The 15,303-nt window shown below is 68.6% G+C and carries 21 protein-coding genes and 1 pseudogene; 13 read left to right on the plus strand and 9 right to left on the minus strand.

Translation table 11 applies throughout. From position 1 onward, the window contains the following. Nucleotides 1-316: 316 nt before the first annotated feature. Nucleotides 317-955 (minus strand): DUF2255 family protein, encoded by a 639-nt coding sequence (locus ACFPZN_RS03720; protein ID WP_378280131.1) that lies wholly within the window; start codon nt 953-955, stop codon nt 317-319. 185 nt (nt 956-1,140) lie between these two features. On the opposite strand from ACFPZN_RS03720, the gene ACFPZN_RS03725 reads away from it, so the two are divergent. The 5 genes and pseudogenes from ACFPZN_RS03725 to ACFPZN_RS56750 all read left to right on the plus strand — a co-directional run. Next, nucleotides 1,141-1,581, plus strand: coding sequence for a helix-turn-helix domain-containing protein (locus ACFPZN_RS03725; RefSeq protein WP_378280133.1), 441 nt, complete (start codon nt 1,141-1,143; stop codon nt 1,579-1,581). Continuing rightward, a complete protein-coding gene (locus ACFPZN_RS03730) occupies nt 1,533-1,895 on the plus strand; it encodes an MmyB family transcriptional regulator (RefSeq protein WP_378280135.1) in 363 nt (120 codons plus the stop codon). Before ACFPZN_RS03725 ends, ACFPZN_RS03730 begins: the two co-directional genes overlap by 49 nt. Next, nucleotides 1,810-2,157 (plus strand): MmyB family transcriptional regulator, encoded by a 348-nt coding sequence (locus tag ACFPZN_RS03735; RefSeq protein WP_378280447.1) that lies wholly within the window; start codon nt 1,810-1,812, stop codon nt 2,155-2,157. The genes ACFPZN_RS03730 and ACFPZN_RS03735 overlap by 86 nt, the downstream gene beginning before the upstream one ends. A gap of 253 nt (nt 2,158-2,410) precedes the next feature. Further along, a complete protein-coding gene (locus ACFPZN_RS03740) occupies nt 2,411-2,584 on the plus strand; it encodes a cupin domain-containing protein (RefSeq protein WP_378280137.1) in 174 nt (57 codons plus the stop codon). Between the two features lie 40 nt (nt 2,585-2,624). Continuing rightward, a pseudogene (locus tag ACFPZN_RS56750) lies at nt 2,625-2,827 on the plus strand (IS701 family transposase); the annotation flags it as partial. A 112-nt stretch (nt 2,828-2,939) separates the two neighbouring features. Here the strand turns inward: ACFPZN_RS56750 and ACFPZN_RS03750 are convergent. The 5 genes from ACFPZN_RS03750 to ACFPZN_RS03770 form a co-directional block, all read right to left on the minus strand. Continuing rightward, a complete protein-coding gene (locus ACFPZN_RS03750; protein WP_378280139.1) occupies nt 2,940-4,133 on the minus strand; it encodes a cytochrome P450 in 1,194 nt (397 codons plus the stop codon). Nucleotides 4,134-4,375: 242 nt separating this feature from the next. Further along, complete coding sequence (locus ACFPZN_RS03755) at nt 4,376-4,747, minus strand: DoxX family protein (RefSeq protein WP_378280141.1); 372 nt, start codon at nt 4,745-4,747, stop codon at nt 4,376-4,378. A 75-nt stretch (nt 4,748-4,822) separates the two neighbouring features. Continuing rightward, nucleotides 4,823-5,308, minus strand: coding sequence for an ester cyclase (locus ACFPZN_RS03760; protein ID WP_378280143.1), 486 nt, complete (start codon nt 5,306-5,308; stop codon nt 4,823-4,825). A 326-nt stretch (nt 5,309-5,634) separates the two neighbouring features. Further along, nucleotides 5,635-6,795, minus strand: a complete 1,161-nt coding sequence (locus ACFPZN_RS03765) for an RNA polymerase sigma factor (protein ID WP_378280145.1) — start codon at nt 6,793-6,795, stop codon at nt 5,635-5,637. Between the two features lie 2 nt (nt 6,796-6,797). Further along, nucleotides 6,798-7,136, minus strand: a complete 339-nt coding sequence (locus ACFPZN_RS03770; RefSeq protein WP_378280147.1) for a YciI family protein — start codon at nt 7,134-7,136, stop codon at nt 6,798-6,800. 541 nt (nt 7,137-7,677) lie between these two features. Here ACFPZN_RS03770 and ACFPZN_RS03775 point away from each other — a divergent pair. From ACFPZN_RS03775 to ACFPZN_RS03800, 6 genes are all read left to right on the plus strand, one after another. Continuing rightward, nucleotides 7,678-8,136 carry a hypothetical protein gene (locus ACFPZN_RS03775; RefSeq protein WP_378280449.1) on the plus strand — a complete coding sequence of 153 codons (459 nt, stop codon included), beginning with the start codon at nt 7,678-7,680 and terminating at the stop codon, nt 8,134-8,136. After that, nucleotides 8,036-8,722, plus strand: coding sequence for a tyrosine-type recombinase/integrase (locus ACFPZN_RS03780; RefSeq protein WP_378280149.1), 687 nt, complete (start codon nt 8,036-8,038; stop codon nt 8,720-8,722). The genes ACFPZN_RS03775 and ACFPZN_RS03780 overlap by 101 nt, the downstream gene beginning before the upstream one ends. A gap of 934 nt (nt 8,723-9,656) precedes the next feature. Further along, nucleotides 9,657-9,809 carry a hypothetical protein gene (locus ACFPZN_RS03785; protein WP_378280151.1) on the plus strand — a complete coding sequence of 51 codons (153 nt, stop codon included), beginning with the start codon at nt 9,657-9,659 and terminating at the stop codon, nt 9,807-9,809. Nucleotides 9,810-10,035: 226 nt separating this feature from the next. After that, complete coding sequence (locus tag ACFPZN_RS03790; RefSeq protein ID WP_378280153.1) at nt 10,036-10,239, plus strand: hypothetical protein; 204 nt, start codon at nt 10,036-10,038, stop codon at nt 10,237-10,239. Next, entirely contained in the window at nt 10,236-10,448 is a 213-nt protein-coding gene (locus ACFPZN_RS03795; protein ID WP_378280155.1) for a hypothetical protein, read from the plus strand. The genes ACFPZN_RS03790 and ACFPZN_RS03795 overlap by 4 nt, the downstream gene beginning before the upstream one ends. Nucleotides 10,449-10,464: 16 nt before the next feature. After that, nucleotides 10,465-11,187 (plus strand): VOC family protein, encoded by a 723-nt coding sequence (locus ACFPZN_RS03800; protein ID WP_378280157.1) that lies wholly within the window; start codon nt 10,465-10,467, stop codon nt 11,185-11,187. Nucleotides 11,188-11,367: 180 nt separating this feature from the next. Here the strand turns inward: ACFPZN_RS03800 and ACFPZN_RS03805 are convergent, their stop codons facing one another. From ACFPZN_RS03805 to ACFPZN_RS03815, 3 genes are all read right to left on the minus strand, one after another. Then, a complete protein-coding gene (locus tag ACFPZN_RS03805; RefSeq protein WP_378280159.1) occupies nt 11,368-11,496 on the minus strand; it encodes a hypothetical protein in 129 nt (42 codons plus the stop codon). A 534-nt stretch (nt 11,497-12,030) separates the two neighbouring features. Then, on the minus strand, nt 12,031-12,159 hold the full coding sequence (locus tag ACFPZN_RS03810) for a hypothetical protein (RefSeq protein WP_378280161.1): 129 nt from the start codon (nt 12,157-12,159) through the stop codon (nt 12,031-12,033). 819 nt (nt 12,160-12,978) lie between these two features. Continuing rightward, nucleotides 12,979-14,004: a helix-turn-helix transcriptional regulator gene (locus ACFPZN_RS03815; RefSeq protein WP_378280163.1), complete on the minus strand. Its 1,026-nt coding sequence runs from the start codon at nt 14,002-14,004 to the stop codon at nt 12,979-12,981. 277 nt (nt 14,005-14,281) lie between these two features. On the opposite strand from ACFPZN_RS03815, the gene ACFPZN_RS03820 reads away from it, so the two are divergent. Together ACFPZN_RS03820 and ACFPZN_RS03825 are read left to right on the plus strand one after the other, a co-directional pair. Further along, nucleotides 14,282-14,719, plus strand: coding sequence for a hypothetical protein (locus ACFPZN_RS03820; protein WP_378280164.1), 438 nt, complete (start codon nt 14,282-14,284; stop codon nt 14,717-14,719). Between the two features lie 321 nt (nt 14,720-15,040). Beyond that, nucleotides 15,041-15,301, plus strand: a complete 261-nt coding sequence (locus tag ACFPZN_RS03825; RefSeq protein ID WP_378280166.1) for a hypothetical protein — start codon at nt 15,041-15,043, stop codon at nt 15,299-15,301. Nucleotides 15,302-15,303 lie beyond the last annotated feature (2 nt).

The following is a 15,303-nucleotide window of genomic DNA, read 5'->3' on the forward strand; positions in this document are numbered from 1 at the left end:
AGCAATCGCCCCAGCACTCTGAACGCCCTCGGGCGGCGCCGAAGCCGGCCGTGTCGGAAACGATCGAGTCCAGGGCCTGAGCTGGACCGCTCAAGTCGTGTTCCGACGTCCACGACCCGTACCGCCAGATCTCGGACGTCGGCCGCGAACCCGCGCGTTGATCTGTTCGATGCCAAGGTCGGCGGCGAGCGAGGTTCAGGCCTCGCGGCCGGAGCGACGCGCGACGGAGGCGCCCAACGGGGCTTGCTCCGATGATGGCCATGGCGGTCATGGTGCTCTCTTCCAATCGGTGATGCGCGGGTAGCGGGCAGCGCCGTCAGCGGCGCAGGAGTCTGAGGATGGTGGTGCGGGCTGTGTCGGCGACCATCGGCTCGACGTAGCCGCTGTGGCGGCCGTACTTGGTGCGGTACGCGTTGTCGACGCGGTCGTAGACCGCCGGGTCGTCCTCCTCGGTGAAGGTGACGTCCCGGCTCACGCCGCCCGCGGGGACATGGCCGCCATGGGTGAAGCGTGCGTCGGTGAACCAGGCGCCGCGGCTGCCCCGCCAGGACCGAACGAACAGGTCGTCGCCGTCGCGGACCACCCAGATGGTGGTGGGTGCGCGGTGGGTGCCGTCGCGGCGTCGCGGCGTCACGGCGCGATCCGGTTCAGGTCGTCGTTGGTCCAGTTGGTCATGGTGTTCCCCTTCACGGTGTCTCTCCAAGGTGGATGATCGGCGGCCCGACAGCGAGCCCGCCCACAGCAGCAGCGCGGCGAACAGCAGCGTGTAGCCGTCCACCACCCACTGCAGCCCGGTGATTCCGCCGCCCAGGTCCCGGGTGATCGAGGGCAGGGCCACGTTCACGATCACCGCGTCCAGCGTGATCACAAAGAACCCGAGCACCGCGGCGGCCGGCGCCGCCCGCGAGCCCGAACGCTCCAGCCCGCCGCAGCCGCTGGTCGCGGGACGGTCCACGACGCAGTTCGCAGAGCAGCACATCGGGCGGCGCAGCCAGCGGTTTGGACATCAGGGAAGCTCCACACCGATAGGGCTTGGGACGATCGGGTGAACCCCGGCCGGATGGCCCACCGTCCCCCTGCTCGCGCAGCGAGGGACCGTCCACCAACCGCCATTCCCCCACGTAATCGCAGGTCACGCAGATGCGGCAGGTTCTGGTCCTCCGGGTGACAACAGAACCCCCAGCTTCACCCTGGCGGCCAGAGCGTGGTGGTCGTGGACAACCGGAGCGAAGTGCGCGAGTTCCTGGCCACCCAACTTCCTGGCCACCCGACGCGCCGAGCAGCCTGCGCCGCGAAGAGGTCGCGCTCCTCGCCGGGTTCAGCATCGACTACTACACCCGGCTGGAGAAGGGGAACCTGAGCGGTGTGTCGGAATCGGTCCTGGACGCCGTCGCCCGCGCCCTGCAACTCGACGAGGCCGAACACGCCCACCTGCACGATCTGGCCCGCGCCGCCAACACCCGCCCCGGACGCGCGCGCCCCGCCGACGGCGGCCGCAGGTGCGGCCCAGCATCCAGCGGCTCCTGGATGCCATGGCCACCGCGTCCGCATTCGTCCGCAAGGGGCGCCTGGACGTCCTAGCCACCAACGGGCTCGGCCGCGCTCTCTACTCACCCGCCTTCGAGGGAACGCGGACACCACCGGTGAACCTGGCCCGCTTCGCCTTTCTGGATGCGCGGGCTGCCGACTTCTATCCCGACTGGGACGAGGCCGCCGACACCACTGTCGCGCTGCTGCGCGCCGAAGCCGACCGCGACCCCCACGACCGCACCGTGTCGGACCTGGTCGGTGGACTCGCCACGCGCAGCGATGAGTTCGGCGCCCGCTGGGCCGCGCACAACGTCCGGCTGCACCGCACCGGCCATAAAACGCTTGCACCACCCCGCCGTCGGTGACCTTGACCTGGCCTTCGACGCCCTGGCGCTGCCCAACGAGCCAGGCCTCACCCTGACCGCCTACACCGCCGAGCCCGACACCCGCTCGGAAGAAGGACTCCGGCTGCTCGCCAGTTGGGCGGCCACCCTCGCCCCGCCCTCCGGCACCGAAGCCGACACTGAGGGCGACAGGCAGGCCGCCAACCAAGCTGAGGCTACGACCAGACAGCCGAACCGGGCAGTCCCTGAACCATCGCCCCCAGGGACGATCGCTTGCCCCTGAGGTCGCCCGCTACGCCGAGAACCCGTGGAGCTCAAGTCCGTCGCCCCAACCGCCAAAGCGCCGACACAGGCGTTCGCCGGCGACGTCTATGTCACCCCGGTCTACAAAGGAGAAGACCCGTCACGGATGATCGTCAGCCTGGTCAGGTTCACTCCGTGCGCGCGCCATCTGGCACTCCCACGCCGTCGGGCAGACCCTGCACGTCACCGAAGGGATCGGCCTGGTCCAGACCCGCGACGGCAAGACCATCGTCATGCGGCCCGGCGACACCGTCTACACCCCGCCCGGTGAGGAGCACTGGCACGGCGCCATCATCGACAACTTCATGAGTCACCTGGCCTTGCTCGAAGGTGTTGACGGCGGCAACGGAACCACCTGGCTCGAACCCGTCACCGACGAGCAGTACAACGCCGCCAAGCAGCGGTGAACCGACCGACCATCAACCAGCCGGCGACGAACCGTGAACCCGGTGGGCGATCGAGGAATGCCTCCAGGCCGCCAAGAACGAGGACCACTACCAGGTCAGACGCTACGCCGGCTGGCACCGGCACATCACCCTGGCCATGCTCGCCCCCGCCTACCTCGCCGTCACCGCCGCCCACGCCCCAAAAGCACCCGTGGCCTGGCCCCCTCAACCCAGCCGAGATCCGCCGTCTCGTGGCACACCTGACCAGCGCCGCCCACCGCACCCTCGCCCACGCACTCGCCTGGTCCGACCTCCGCCGCACGCTCCAGGCCCGCACGTCGACACGGCGTCCCCAGGCCCGAGTTACCGGGTTGATTCACCAGGTCACCTGTAGTGAGTTCAAGCCGAACACCACGCTGAGGACCCGGAAGTCCACCTGCTCATACGGCTCGGCCAGAGCGAGGCCGGGGAACCGCTGGAGCAGGGCGGGGAAGGCGATGCGCATCTCCATCCGCGCCAGCGGCGCCCCGAGGCAGTGGTGCACACCATGGCCGAACGCGACATGACCGGCGACCTCCCGGGTGACGTCGAGTCGGTCCGGGTCGCCGACCAGGGCGGAGTCACGGTTGGCGGCGGGAAGCGAGCAGATCACCAGCGTGCCCGCGGGGATGACCTGCCCGGCGATCTCCACCTCGGTCGTGGTGGTGCGTGGCGGAGGGGACTGCGAGATGGACAGCCACCGCAGCAGCTCCTCGACGGCCGGCTCGACCCGCGCCGGGTCCTCGCGGATCACCGCCAGCTGGTCCGGGTGCCGCAGCAGGGCCAGGATGCCCAGTCCGAGCATGTTCGACGTGGTCTCGTGCCCGGCCAGCAGCAACTGTCCGGCGACACCGATGAGCTCGTCGGTGCTGAGATCGTCGGCATGCTCACGCACCAGCATGCCGAGCAGGTCCTGGCCCGGGTCGGCCTGCGCGCGGGCGACCAGGTCGGCCAGGTAGGCGCGCTCCTCCCGCCGCACCGCGGTCAGCTCCTCTGCCGACAAGGAGGTGTCCAGCAGTTGTGCGGAACGATCCTGGAATCCGGCGCGGTCGGCGTACGGCACGCCCAGCAGCTCACAGATCACCAAGGACGGGACCGGTAGGGCGAAGTTCGCCATCAGGTCGGCCGGCCTGCCGGCCCGTTCCAGATCGTCCAGGGCGGTCTGCACGATCTCGACGATCCGCGGTTCGAGCCGGCGTATCCGGTGCTGGGTGAACTCCGAGGTGAGCATTCGGCGCAGCCGGGTGTGCTCGGGCGGGTCCAGCCCGATCAGTTGCCCGGCGCGCATCCTGGCCAGCTCGTCGGGGTGCAGCGCGCCGGCTCCGCGGAGCGGGGTCAGCGCGCTGCTGAATCGTGCCGGATCCGCGAGCACCCGGCGGACGTCCTCCTGGCGGCATACCAGGTATCCGGGCAGCCCCCAGGGCGTCTCCACCCGGACTACGCCCTCGCCGTCGCGGGCCCGGGCCAGTTCCTCGGCCGGATCGAACCCGTTCCGCCGCATCTGCAGCGGCACTTCGTTCGGCTGCGTCATCGTCCATCCGTCCTGTGATCGATATTCAGCGGTCAGTCCGATCGGGGTTGGGAGGGTTATCGCTCATATCCAGGAGACGAATGAGTAGCTGCTTGAGGGACGCTCCTCTCCGCCAAAACCTCCGCACCACACCGGCGGCAAGAACAGCGTGCTCGTACACCGCCGGTGACAGGCCTGCTCGATCGTTGATTGGATGTCAGGCGAGGTCCGGGGATCCCCGTCTCCTGCCCCGCCCGGGATGGTCACCAGCCGTACGGACCGAATCGTCCCCAACCGACGAACGCCGCGAGCACCAACAAGATGGCGGTGACCGGCACTCCGGACGGCTCCTTACGGCGGACGTGCATGGCCACCGCCAGGAGCATCAAGGTCGCCAGCCCGGTCCCGGCGATCGGGGTCAGGACGGGGGCGATTCCGATCGCGGCCGGCGCGATCAGTCCGATCGCGCCGAGCAGTTCCACGACACCGATGAATCGCAGCGTTGCCGGAGAGACGTCCTTTACCCAGGCGTACTCGCCAGCTAGTTTGTTCTTCGGCTGGGTGAGTTTCTCCAGGCCGGACATGACGAAGATGGCCGCCAGGAGCGCCTGAACGATCCACAGGAACACGTTCATCAAAAGTCTTTTCTGTTGGCGTGAGAATCTTTTCACGAGCCGTCGGAGGTCACCCTCAGGCTCTCCGCCGCCAGGTCATGAAGGGCCTGCGGGGATCACTCCGAGCTGTCGCATCTGCGCGAGGACGTCGACGACCCCCCAGGTCTCGGTGACCCGCCCGTCCTCGAATCGAGCGATCATGATCTCCTTCCAGGTGACGGTCTTTCCGGTGGGCGGGATGCCCATGTACTCGCCCTGATGAGTTCCGCTCACGGTGTTCCTGGAGACGACTTTGTCCCCCTCGGCGATCACGTCCTCGATCGTGACGTGCAGGTCGGGAAAGGCACCGAGGAGCTTGGTGAACACCTCTTTGATCGCCCCGACTCCCGTCATTCCGATCGGCAAGGGAGTGCGGATCACAACGTCCGGGTCGAAGACCTCGTCGAAGGTCGCGGAGATGAGGTCCGCATCACCGCTGTTGACCGCCTGGCTCCCGCGGTGCCACGTCGCCTTGTTGATCGCCGTCTGGCCTTCTGACATGTGTTTCTCCTTGGATCGCCATGAACTTTCAGTGGTGGCCACGACTCACGGTGAGATCTGGCCGTCGGTGCGCGACGGCCCGTCGACCACTCGACGCGGACGGCGGTTGGAACGCCGCGGGGACGGCGCGTGGCGTTCCGCCGATCGAACAGGTCACCGATCCGCAGCTCTCCCCGCCCGCTGCCAATGCCACGAGCGTGGCATTGGTACGGACATCACCTACGTCGCCTTAGGTCCGGCCGTCTGCCGCCGATCACCACGGGATGGCCTGGACGAAGACACCGGCCCCGCTCCTCGTGCGGAAGGCGGGAGAAGTAGTCGCTCATATCCAGGCGACGAACGAACACGCCTCCAGGGGACGACCCGGGTCAGAAAAGTTCGAGGCGGCGGGTCAGGAACCTTCGCTCGGGGGGTGAGGTGGCCAGGTCGAGCGCCCGGCGATACGCGGATCTGGCCTCTGCGTCGCGGCCCAGACGCCGCAGCAGCTCGCCCCGGGTCGAATGGAAGTAGAGGTAGCCGTCCAGGTCGAGGCCATCGACCGCGCGCAGTGCCGTGGCGGGGTCGCCGGCCTGGGCGAGCGCCGCGGCGCGGTTGAGCTCGACCACCGGCGAGCCGGTGAGTTCGACCAGCCTCTGGTACATCGCGGCGACCTGGGTCCAATCGATCTCAGCTCGCGTCTGCAGCGAGGCGATCGCGGCCTGGACGACGTAGGGGCCGCGCCCGCCCAAGGCGATCGCCCGATCGAGCGCGGCCCGCCCAGCCGCGATCTGGCGCTCGTCCCAGAGCGAACGGTCCTGATCCTCGAGCAGCACGAGATCGTCACCGGAGAACCGGGCCTGCCGCCTGGCCTGGTGGATCATCATCAGGGCGAGCAGCCCATGTGCCTCCGGCTCGTCCGGCATGAGCGCGGCGAGCACTCCTCCAAGATGGATGGCTTCGGCGCCGAGGTCGATCCGACCGCTGTAGCCCTCGTTGTAGATCAGGTAGATGACGGCCAGCACGGCATCGAGACGGTCCGCCAGCAGATGTGCACTGGGCACCGCGAACGAGATCCCGGTCGCCTTGATCTTGGCCTTGGCCCGGGACAGGCGGCGCTTCATGGTCTCTTCGGAGACCAGGAAAGCCCGTGCGATCTCGGCGGTCTCCAGGCCGCCCAGGGCCCGCAGCGTAAGCGCCACCTGCCCCTCCAGCGGCAGCGCCGGATGGCAGCAGGTGAAGATCAGCTCAAGTCGTTCGTCCTTGATCCCGCTCTCGTCGAACTCGTCCATCGCAGCGGCCTCCGGCACCGTCAGCAGGGGGATCTTCTCGGCCAGGGTGCGCTCCCGGCGGATCCGGTCGATCGCCCGGTTGCGGGCCGTCGTCACCAGCCACGCACCCGGGGTGTCCGGCACGCCCGACACCGGCCAGCGCTCCGCCGCGATCGCGAACGCCTCCTGCGCGGCGTCCTCCGCCTTGTCGAAATCACCCAGGAACCCGACCAGCGAGGCCAGCACCCGGCCCCATTCCTCCCTGAAGGTCTTCTCAAGCACGCTCAGGGCCGGACCAACGGCCGTACCTCAACGGTGCCGCCGAGCCGGGCGGCCGGGATGCTCGCGGCCAGCTCAAGCGCCTCGTCCAGGTCGGCCGCCTCGATGATGCCGATTCCGCCGAGCACCTCCTTGGTGTCCGCGAACGGACCGTCGGTCATCAGCGTCCGGCCCCCGACCACGCGCACACTGGTCGCCGTCTCGACCGACTGCAGTTGCGCGTGGACGACGCAGCGGCCGTCATCGGCCAACGCACGATAGTCGGCGTCGACCACGTCACGGTCCGCATCGGACAACCCGTCATGGGAGCCGGGTTCGACGTAGATCAACAGGGCGTACTGCATCACAACCTCCAGGGCATTGGACTCTCACCCCTACGACGAACCAGCAGCCGCACATGGGACATCACCGACGCTCCGAATTCCGCCCCGGGCTCGTCGCCGATCCGGTGCGGGTCCACCCGGCCCCCGCCGCGGTCAGCATGTCGTTCCCGGGCCAACCGTCAGTTCGCGGGAGGAAGCTCCCCACCGGGACTCGGTATTGCGGTGGTGGCCTACTTCGTATGGAGGGTCCGCTGGCCTTGCCGGTACTCCTTTATGGCTGCAGGTCGTCGGCTCGTGGTGGCGGCTCAACCTGGGCGCATGGGAACTTCGAGGCGTGCAGGTGGGGTGTACCGGCGGTGCGGCTGTGAGGATCCGCAGACCGGTCGAGGGGTGGGCCGGGAGTGCCCGCGGCTTCAGGCTGAGCGCGGCCACGGGAGTTGGTATCTACGCTGGAGCTCGGCGCGGGGCTGGACGGGAGGCGTCGGCGGGTTCGGCGGGGCGGATACCGCTCCCGTTAGGCCACAGAGGAGGCGTTGGCGCGGTTGCGCGGTCCGACCTAACCGTGGGGCAGTGGCTGGCGCGATGGCTGCGCGAGCATCCGGGTGCCGCCTCAACCGTGGCCGGGTATTTCGGCCACATCCGCCTGTATCTGGCCCCGCATCTGGGTGGACTCCTGCTGGGCGAACTGACGGTGGAGCACGTGCGGGGAATGTTCGCGGCGATCGTCCACGACCACCAGGCCCAGGGACGACCGATTCGGCAGGCGACGGTGAACCGGATCCGCTCGACGCTTCGCAGCGCTCTGAATACCGCGCTCCGGGAAGGGCTGATCGCCGAAAACCCGGCGGCACGGCGGCCGCGGGCGGTGGTGTGGACCGACGCCCGCGTTGACGGACCGGGGAGCGGCCTGCGGTGGCAGTGTGGACCGCAGAGCAGACGCTGCGTTCCTGCATGCGATCGGCGAGCACCATCTCTACGCCGCCTATCATCTGATCGCGCTGCGTGGGCTGCGGCGTGGTGAGGCAGCGGGTCTGCGCTGGGTGGATGTGGATCTAGAGCACGGCACCGCGGTCATCTGTCAGCAGCTGCAGAGGCGGTACGGCCGTCTTCAGGCGTGCCCGCCCAAGACCGCGCACAGCGCTGGACCGCACCACCATCGCCGCCCTGCGGGCGCACCACGACCAGCAGCGTGCCGAGGCCGCCGCCCACGGGGACCGCTATCGCGCGACAACGGGTATGTGTTCACCAACCTCAACGGCGATCCGGTCTCCCTGGGGCGGCTCACGCACCTCTTCCAGAAGATGCTGGCCCAGCACCGGCTGCACGATCTCCGGCACGGCGCGGCCACGCTCGCGCTGGCGGCGGGGGTTGAGCTGAAGGTGGTGCAGGAGATGCTCGGGCGCTCCAGCATCGGGCTAACCGCCGACACCTACACCAGCGTGCTCCCCAAGGTCGCGCACACCGCCGCCGCCGAAACGACCGCCACACATGTGCTGCGGGCTGGCTGGCGAGTGCCCGGAACCAAACGGCGCCGACGACCTGCCGTGCTCAAGCGGCCCACCGCCGCACGTGCCGATAGCCGGTCGGCCGCGGCGCTTGCTGCGTGATTGAGAGCCTCCGCTCCCCCTCCTGTGACGTCTCCGCGGAAAGGGCCAACCGAACATCAGATCGCGCCCGGCGCCGAGGAGGTGGTCGGACGCCGGATCGCTGCTGCCCGGTCGCCGGTCTGATGGTGAGTCCCGTGGGACCCGGCGAGGCGTGTCTGAAGCCTGCTGTTCGTGGCCTCAGGTCGGCCTCAGGCGGGCCCCAGGCATGATCACGGGGATGCCCGCCTGGACGCGTTTGGGCTGGTCACACGGGGGTGGGTCGCGTGGGACTCGAACCCACAACCTACGGAATAAAGCCCACTGGGATAATTCCGGGGCGGCGTTTATGGTGCCGCGCCGTACCGTTCTGTCCGCGTCCGGCCCCATTTCGGTGCCAGGCCGTGTCACCGCATGCCGTCCCGTACCGATCCCGCGGAGCCAACAACGAGCCAACATGGCTGTCCGCGGCCGGCGTCACCGTCCTCCGTTGCTCTCCGGAGCAAGGAGTCCGCCACGAAACCAAGGTTCCTGATCGCGGCACAGGCGGCCACGGATGTCGGCGTCCAAGTCGGCCTGTCCGACCCGCCACATGCCGTAGGCCCTGCCCCGGAGATTTCGCATGTCGCGTCAAGCATCGTGGCTCATCGCTGCCGACCCTCAACGGCAAATTGCACCCGTCGCCCGCCCACCGCTGTGGCCGCCGCGGGGATCACCTCTGGAACGACATCGGGGGCACGTCGTCGGAGGGACCTCATGGTGGGCTGTCGCCGACGCACCACCAAGCGTATAAAAATCGGTGGCGTCGGAACAATTGGACATGTCGACTGCGCAACACGATTCTCAACGCCAAGGGCGGCTTCATCCACCCAGTGAAGGCAACTTCGCCCGATCATATTGAGAACCGATCGATTTCCAACGGGTGCCACCCGCGGCCCTAGATCGTTCTCAGCGTCAAATGGCTGTCCGTCGGTCTCCTGAGGACGCCTCGACCGAGACGGCGATGCTCTTCGGCGAGCTGTACCGGCAGCGGCGGCAAGTGGGGGTTTCGCGCCGAAACGACCAGGTCATCGACCTGTGGGGCGTGTTCTCCGTCGATCTACGACGCTGACAACCCGACCGAGACCGCGATGCTCTTCGGCGGGCTGTACCAGCAGCGACTACTGGTAGAAGCGCTGCGCCGTCGGGCCAGGGGTACGCCTCGGGGTTGGTCGGCATCGCCATGGACTTCTGTGTCAACGTCGGCGGCGCTGACAGGTCGGCGCTCAGGCGGCCCCTGCTTGCACATCGGGGCCTCCTGTCGCACGTACCTGCCGACTACGGCGAATGGAGGCGAAGTGTCCGAGCACAGCAACCCCGCAGAGGAGCCGACGCCACGGCGCGCAGGCCGGGGAGACGACACCACCAAGCTGCTGATCGTGGTCAATGCGGCCCTTATCGGCGTGCCGGCCGCCTACGCCACGTCCCAGTCAGTGCCGGTCACCGTGATCGCCGCGGTGGTCGCGATCGTCCTGGTCTTCCTGAGTAGCCGACACCGGTGAGTGCCTGGAAAGCCGTCTCAAACCTGCCGGAGGCGGCTTTGTGGCGGCTGTCGCCGGCCGATGTGGAGCTGCTGGTCACCCTGCCCGAGGAAGAGCCGGCCAAGCTCGACGCCATCGCCTCCCGAGGCGCGCGAGAACGTTATTCTCCATTTTTGATGATGTGCTTATCAATGACCTCCGGAGGTACGGTGAGGCGGCTTTCCACCTAGCCGTACCTCCGGGAGCATGATGAGCAATGAGATCGTCGCGCCCATTCTGCCGTGCGTCGACATCGACGAGATCGTCGACTTCTACCGCATGCTCGGTTTCGAGCGCATCTACCGGCAGACCCGCCCCAACCCCTGTGCAGCCGTCCGGTACGGCGCCATCGACCTGCATTTCGCCGGCATTCCCGGCTTCGACCCTGAGCAGTCGTATGGCTCCTGCATCATCGGCGTGGACGACACCGCCGAGCTCTTCGCGGAGTTCGCAGCGGGCATGCGCGCGGTGCACGGGAAACTGCTGCTGTCGGGCATCCCCCGCATAACCCGCCCGCGCCGGCGCAAGAACGCCGGGAACTCCTCGGGCTTCAGCATCGTCGACCCCGGCGGCAACTGGATCCGTGTCTTCCAGCGCCAGGACACCGACGCCCCGCCTCCCGCGACCGACCCCCTCGCCCGCGCCCTGGAGAACGCCGTCGTCCTCGGCGACTCCAAGGGCGACGTCGGCCAGGCCGCCAAGATCCTCGACGGCAGGCTCGCCAAGTCCGACTCCGCGACACCGGTCACCACCCTGGCCGAGGCGCTCGTCTACCGCGCCGAACTGGCGCTCCGCCTCAACGACACCGACCGCGCCGAAACCGTCCTCACCCGACTGCGCGCCCTCGCCCTGACCGACGCCCAGAGCGAATCGCTCACCACGACCCTCGCCACCGCCGCCGAACTGGAGCACGACATGGGGTGCCGTTAACCGCCCTGCCATGGGCCGCAGGTCCGGCTCGTGGGAGGACTTCGAATCCACCTGGCGGCTGGTGTATCGTCCAGGCGCCGGGCACAGATTTGCATAGGCAAGTTCCCCGGCGGGGAAGCACAAGGGCCTCCTACCTGCTGAACGATGGCCAATCGCGTCGGTAGGAGGCCCTTCCTCCTGCTAGAGGAGGCCGCCGGGACCGCCCCGGAACGTCTGCCAGACGATCCAGATGCCGAGCTTTGCCATCTCGATCGTCGTGCGAATCTTCCAGAAACGTATTTCGGGGTCCCGCTTCGAACGATCACCCATGGGTGCTCGCTCCCTTCCCCGGCCAGTTGGCCGATGCTCGCGTCGCCGGTCCATCCGGCAATTGCAGCGGATGGGAAGCTAGCGAGCCGGATCGGAAGCTACTGGCTCCCCCGGTTGCAGGGCAACCTGACCACTGGCCACTGGGGACGACCAGCGTCACAACAACGACGCCGCGTTTGTTGGGCTCTACAACGCGAGTGACGCTGAGATACGCTGCAGTTTATGCGTCGCTACGACGCTAAAAATCCCCCCAAAACGGATGGGATCACGCTTTGACCAGGTGAAACAGGTAGTACAGCGTTAGTTCAAATTTTGCTCGGATGCTGAAATTCTGACGATCCAGCCGGTCATCGGGCCGATCCTCGGACCTACTCGCCTGGTGCCAGGGTCCAGCCATCCTCGAATCTTCCCCGCCCTCCGGGCGGGGGAAGAACTCGTACCAACCATTTCGCTTGCTCAACCGACCACGCGGCACAGGAGGTGGCACCCGAGCAGCCGGCCAGGATCGAGCCCTGCTGGGCGTCACTGGCCGATCTACGGCACTGGGCCGACCTGACCGGCCCAGCAGGCGGCGGCCGCCTGGTTCGAGTTCTCCCGCTGGTCGCTGCTGCGCGCGGAGAAGAGCGGCCGGATCCCGATGTTCCACCACCGTGCGGTCTTCATCGCCAACGCCGTCGCCGCCTACGACCGTCCCTGCGGCATCGTGCCGGGCGCCCTGCGACGCACCGAACTCCGCGCCCAACTCGTCGGCCTGCTGCTGGCACCGCCGCTACTTTGCGCTGCCGCCCGCACCCGCAGCTCTCGACCACTGCCGCGCCCTCGCCGCCCGCACCACCGCCCACCCCCAGGCCGACGCGCTCGCCCCGGACGACGCGCCGCACACCGGAGAGCATCTCGCCCGTCCTCTTCCCGCTCGTCCGCCACCTCACCGCAGCGGGCGGCGGCGCCGCACTCGCACGGCGCATCCTCGGCATGTGAGCACGTGCTCCGTTGAACGCCCGTGCGATCAAGGGAGCAGAAGAGCCCAGCCTGGCGGGGTCTCTAGTCAGACACAGCAGGGCCTGGCTCGAACGCCCACCCACCGCAGTGGCCGCATCTGGTGACCTTGCGGTGGCGCCACGCCAGGTAGCCCTCGACGGTCAGACTGACGGGCCACATGTGCGAGATCCAAACGAGTACAGCGAGTACAGCATTGAGTCTTGGCCAACGACGAGGAAGTTGGTTTCGTCGTTGCAGTCGCAGCTGAGGACTCCACGCACTCGTCCTGCCCTGTTGAACCCGTAGAGGACGGCGCCGCCGAGTACGAACACGACCACGCCGGCGCAAATGCTCATGCCACCACGGTAGGTGCAATGTCTCTAGCCGACCGAGAGTGTCCCGATAACGGCAGTGGCCGGCTGTCGCCCAGAAGGTGACCGCCTTGCGGATGCGCGTGTTGCAGCTGGCGCTCGCGCGGTCACGGACTTGGAAGGCAGGACAAGCTCAGCCGAGAAGTCTGGCGATGAGTTCCTCGCGCGCGCAGACGCCGGTCTTGCGGTAGATCGATTTGAAGTAGTCGTTGACGGTGTGGGGAGACACCTCCAGACGCCGGGCGATCTGTTTGGTGGCCATGCCCTGCAGAACGTGCCCGACGATCGCGCTTTCCCGAGGGGACAGGCCATGCCACAGCGCCATCGCCGGCAGCAGTTCGGTGCCGGTTGCCGGTTGGATCGTCACGGCCACCGCGCCTGGTCCTGCGCCGATCATGGGCTGGGCACGCAAGGCGATCCATCCGCGCCGGGTGGGGACGCGGGTCAGGCGGGGCGCACCCGTCCCGCGCGTCGCCTGGGTGAGGTTCCAGACGGTGCTCTCCAGCAGCGCATGCGGCTGGACGAGCGCGGCGGTGGACACGGCGGCGGGCACGGTCCCCAACTCACCGATCCAGTCGCGCACGGACGGGGTGGCGGCCACGACCGTCTCGTCGGCTCCGACGACCAGCACTCCCGGTGGCCGGTCCAGACTGCTGGGCTCCAGCGGCCGGCCGGACACATAGCGCTTCATCGCGGCGACAACGCTCCTGCCCAGCCGCTGGACGCGCGCCGCCTCGACCGCCGAGAACGGCCGGGCCCTCCGTGCGCGTACCAGGACCAGGCCGCCCCAGGTGACCCCTGCGCCGACCAGCGCGACACGCAGTTCACTGCCGACGCTCTCCCCGGCCATCACCGCGCGCATCGAGGGACTGCGGCAGGGCCCGGGACCATCGGTATTGAGCACCGCCGCACGGTGCGGGCCATCGACCAGCCGCTCAAAGGTGACGGGATGCTCGCCTTCCGATCGGTCGCCCAGAGTCAGCCGGCGGGCGGCCGCAGGGCTGTAGCCGTGCTCTCTGGCAAGGAAGGACCCGGCGCCGGTGACCGGGTCCACTGCGGCGAGCATGTACCCGTCGTGCGGCACCACCCGCCCGATCCACTGTGAGATCGCCGTACCCAGCTCCGCATTGGTGCCGGCCTCTGCCGCAGCCCCGATCACCGCGGCGCTCGCTCCCCCTGTCACCCGGGCAGTATCACGCGACACGCTGATCGGTATCCCTGGCCCACCGGCCTGGCTCTCTGGGAGGCGACGGGAACGTCACCATCACGACCCGGCAGGACCGGCCCGCCTCACCAGCGCACCAGAACCAACAACACGAGCCGGAGGGTGAAGCAGCCGACGTATCACGGCCACCCCCTAAATCAGGGGGTACTGCGGCCGCCTGCCGATGCGCGAGCGTGGCTGGTGCACGGAGCCCTCACATACAGGAGGCATCATGACCATCAAGCTCAAGCTCGCCGCCGCCGCCCTCACCCTCGCTGCAGGGACAAGCGGCCTGGCCCTGGCCCCCAGCGCCGCCCTCGCCGCGCCCGCGGCACCGACCTCCGCGCCGAGCAGGGCGCTCGCCGCGCCCGCCTTCAACGCCAGCGGCACCTACCAGCTCTTCCAGAGCAATGGGGCCGCCCCGCGGGTCAACGTGACCCAGGACGGCAGCGGCAGGCTCTTCGGGTCCGCATCCTTCGGCGACACGGTCGGGACGATCGAGGAAGGAGCGGTCGAGGGCACCTCCATCTCCTTCACCATCGGATGGTCCAGCGGGGCCCGGGGACGCTACGTCGGCTCGCTGGGCTCCGACCGGCGCCTGACCGGCGTCACCTTCGACCTGACCCATCCCTCCAGCCAGGCGACCTGGTTCACCAACCGCACCTTCTGAGACCAGCACTCACTGTCGACCGCGTCCCGCCAGGCCCGGGCATGAGCAAGAACAAGGGTCCGGGCACATGGTCGGGGGACGCGCGGGCCGCCCCTGCTCCCTTGATCGCCGTCTGTTCAGGCGTTCTCTCCCGGACGCGTCCCCAGGGCCAAAGCGGAGATCTCGGCGCAGGTCACGGGGCGTACACAGCGGCGCTGCTCCCTTGATCGCCCGCCTGGTCAAGGGAGCAGGACCTGGGGACTCCCTGGATCATCCGAGTGGTTACCGGAGCGGCGCGCCCTGGCAAGCCCCCAAACGGACTGGGGAAAGGGGGTCGCCGGGATGCACGGGCTGCCGCGGTTGGACGGTGATGCGCTGCGACGCACGCGGCACGCCCGCGGTCGGCGCCTGGATGCACTGGCGGCGACCGTGGGCAGCGGCACGACCCGCCAGCAGCTGATCGACTACGAGCCCGGTGCGCGCCGCCCCGATCCGCCCCGGCCAGCGGCGCTGACCGGGGCGCTGGAGGTGCACCCGAGCAACTGGCCGGGATCGAGCCCTGCTGGGCGTCACTGGCCGATCTACGGCACTGGGCCGGCCTGACC

The organism is Actinomadura rugatobispora, from assembly GCF_042656285.1.
Lineage (GTDB): Bacteria > Actinomycetota > Actinomycetes > Streptosporangiales > Streptosporangiaceae > Spirillospora > Spirillospora rugatobispora.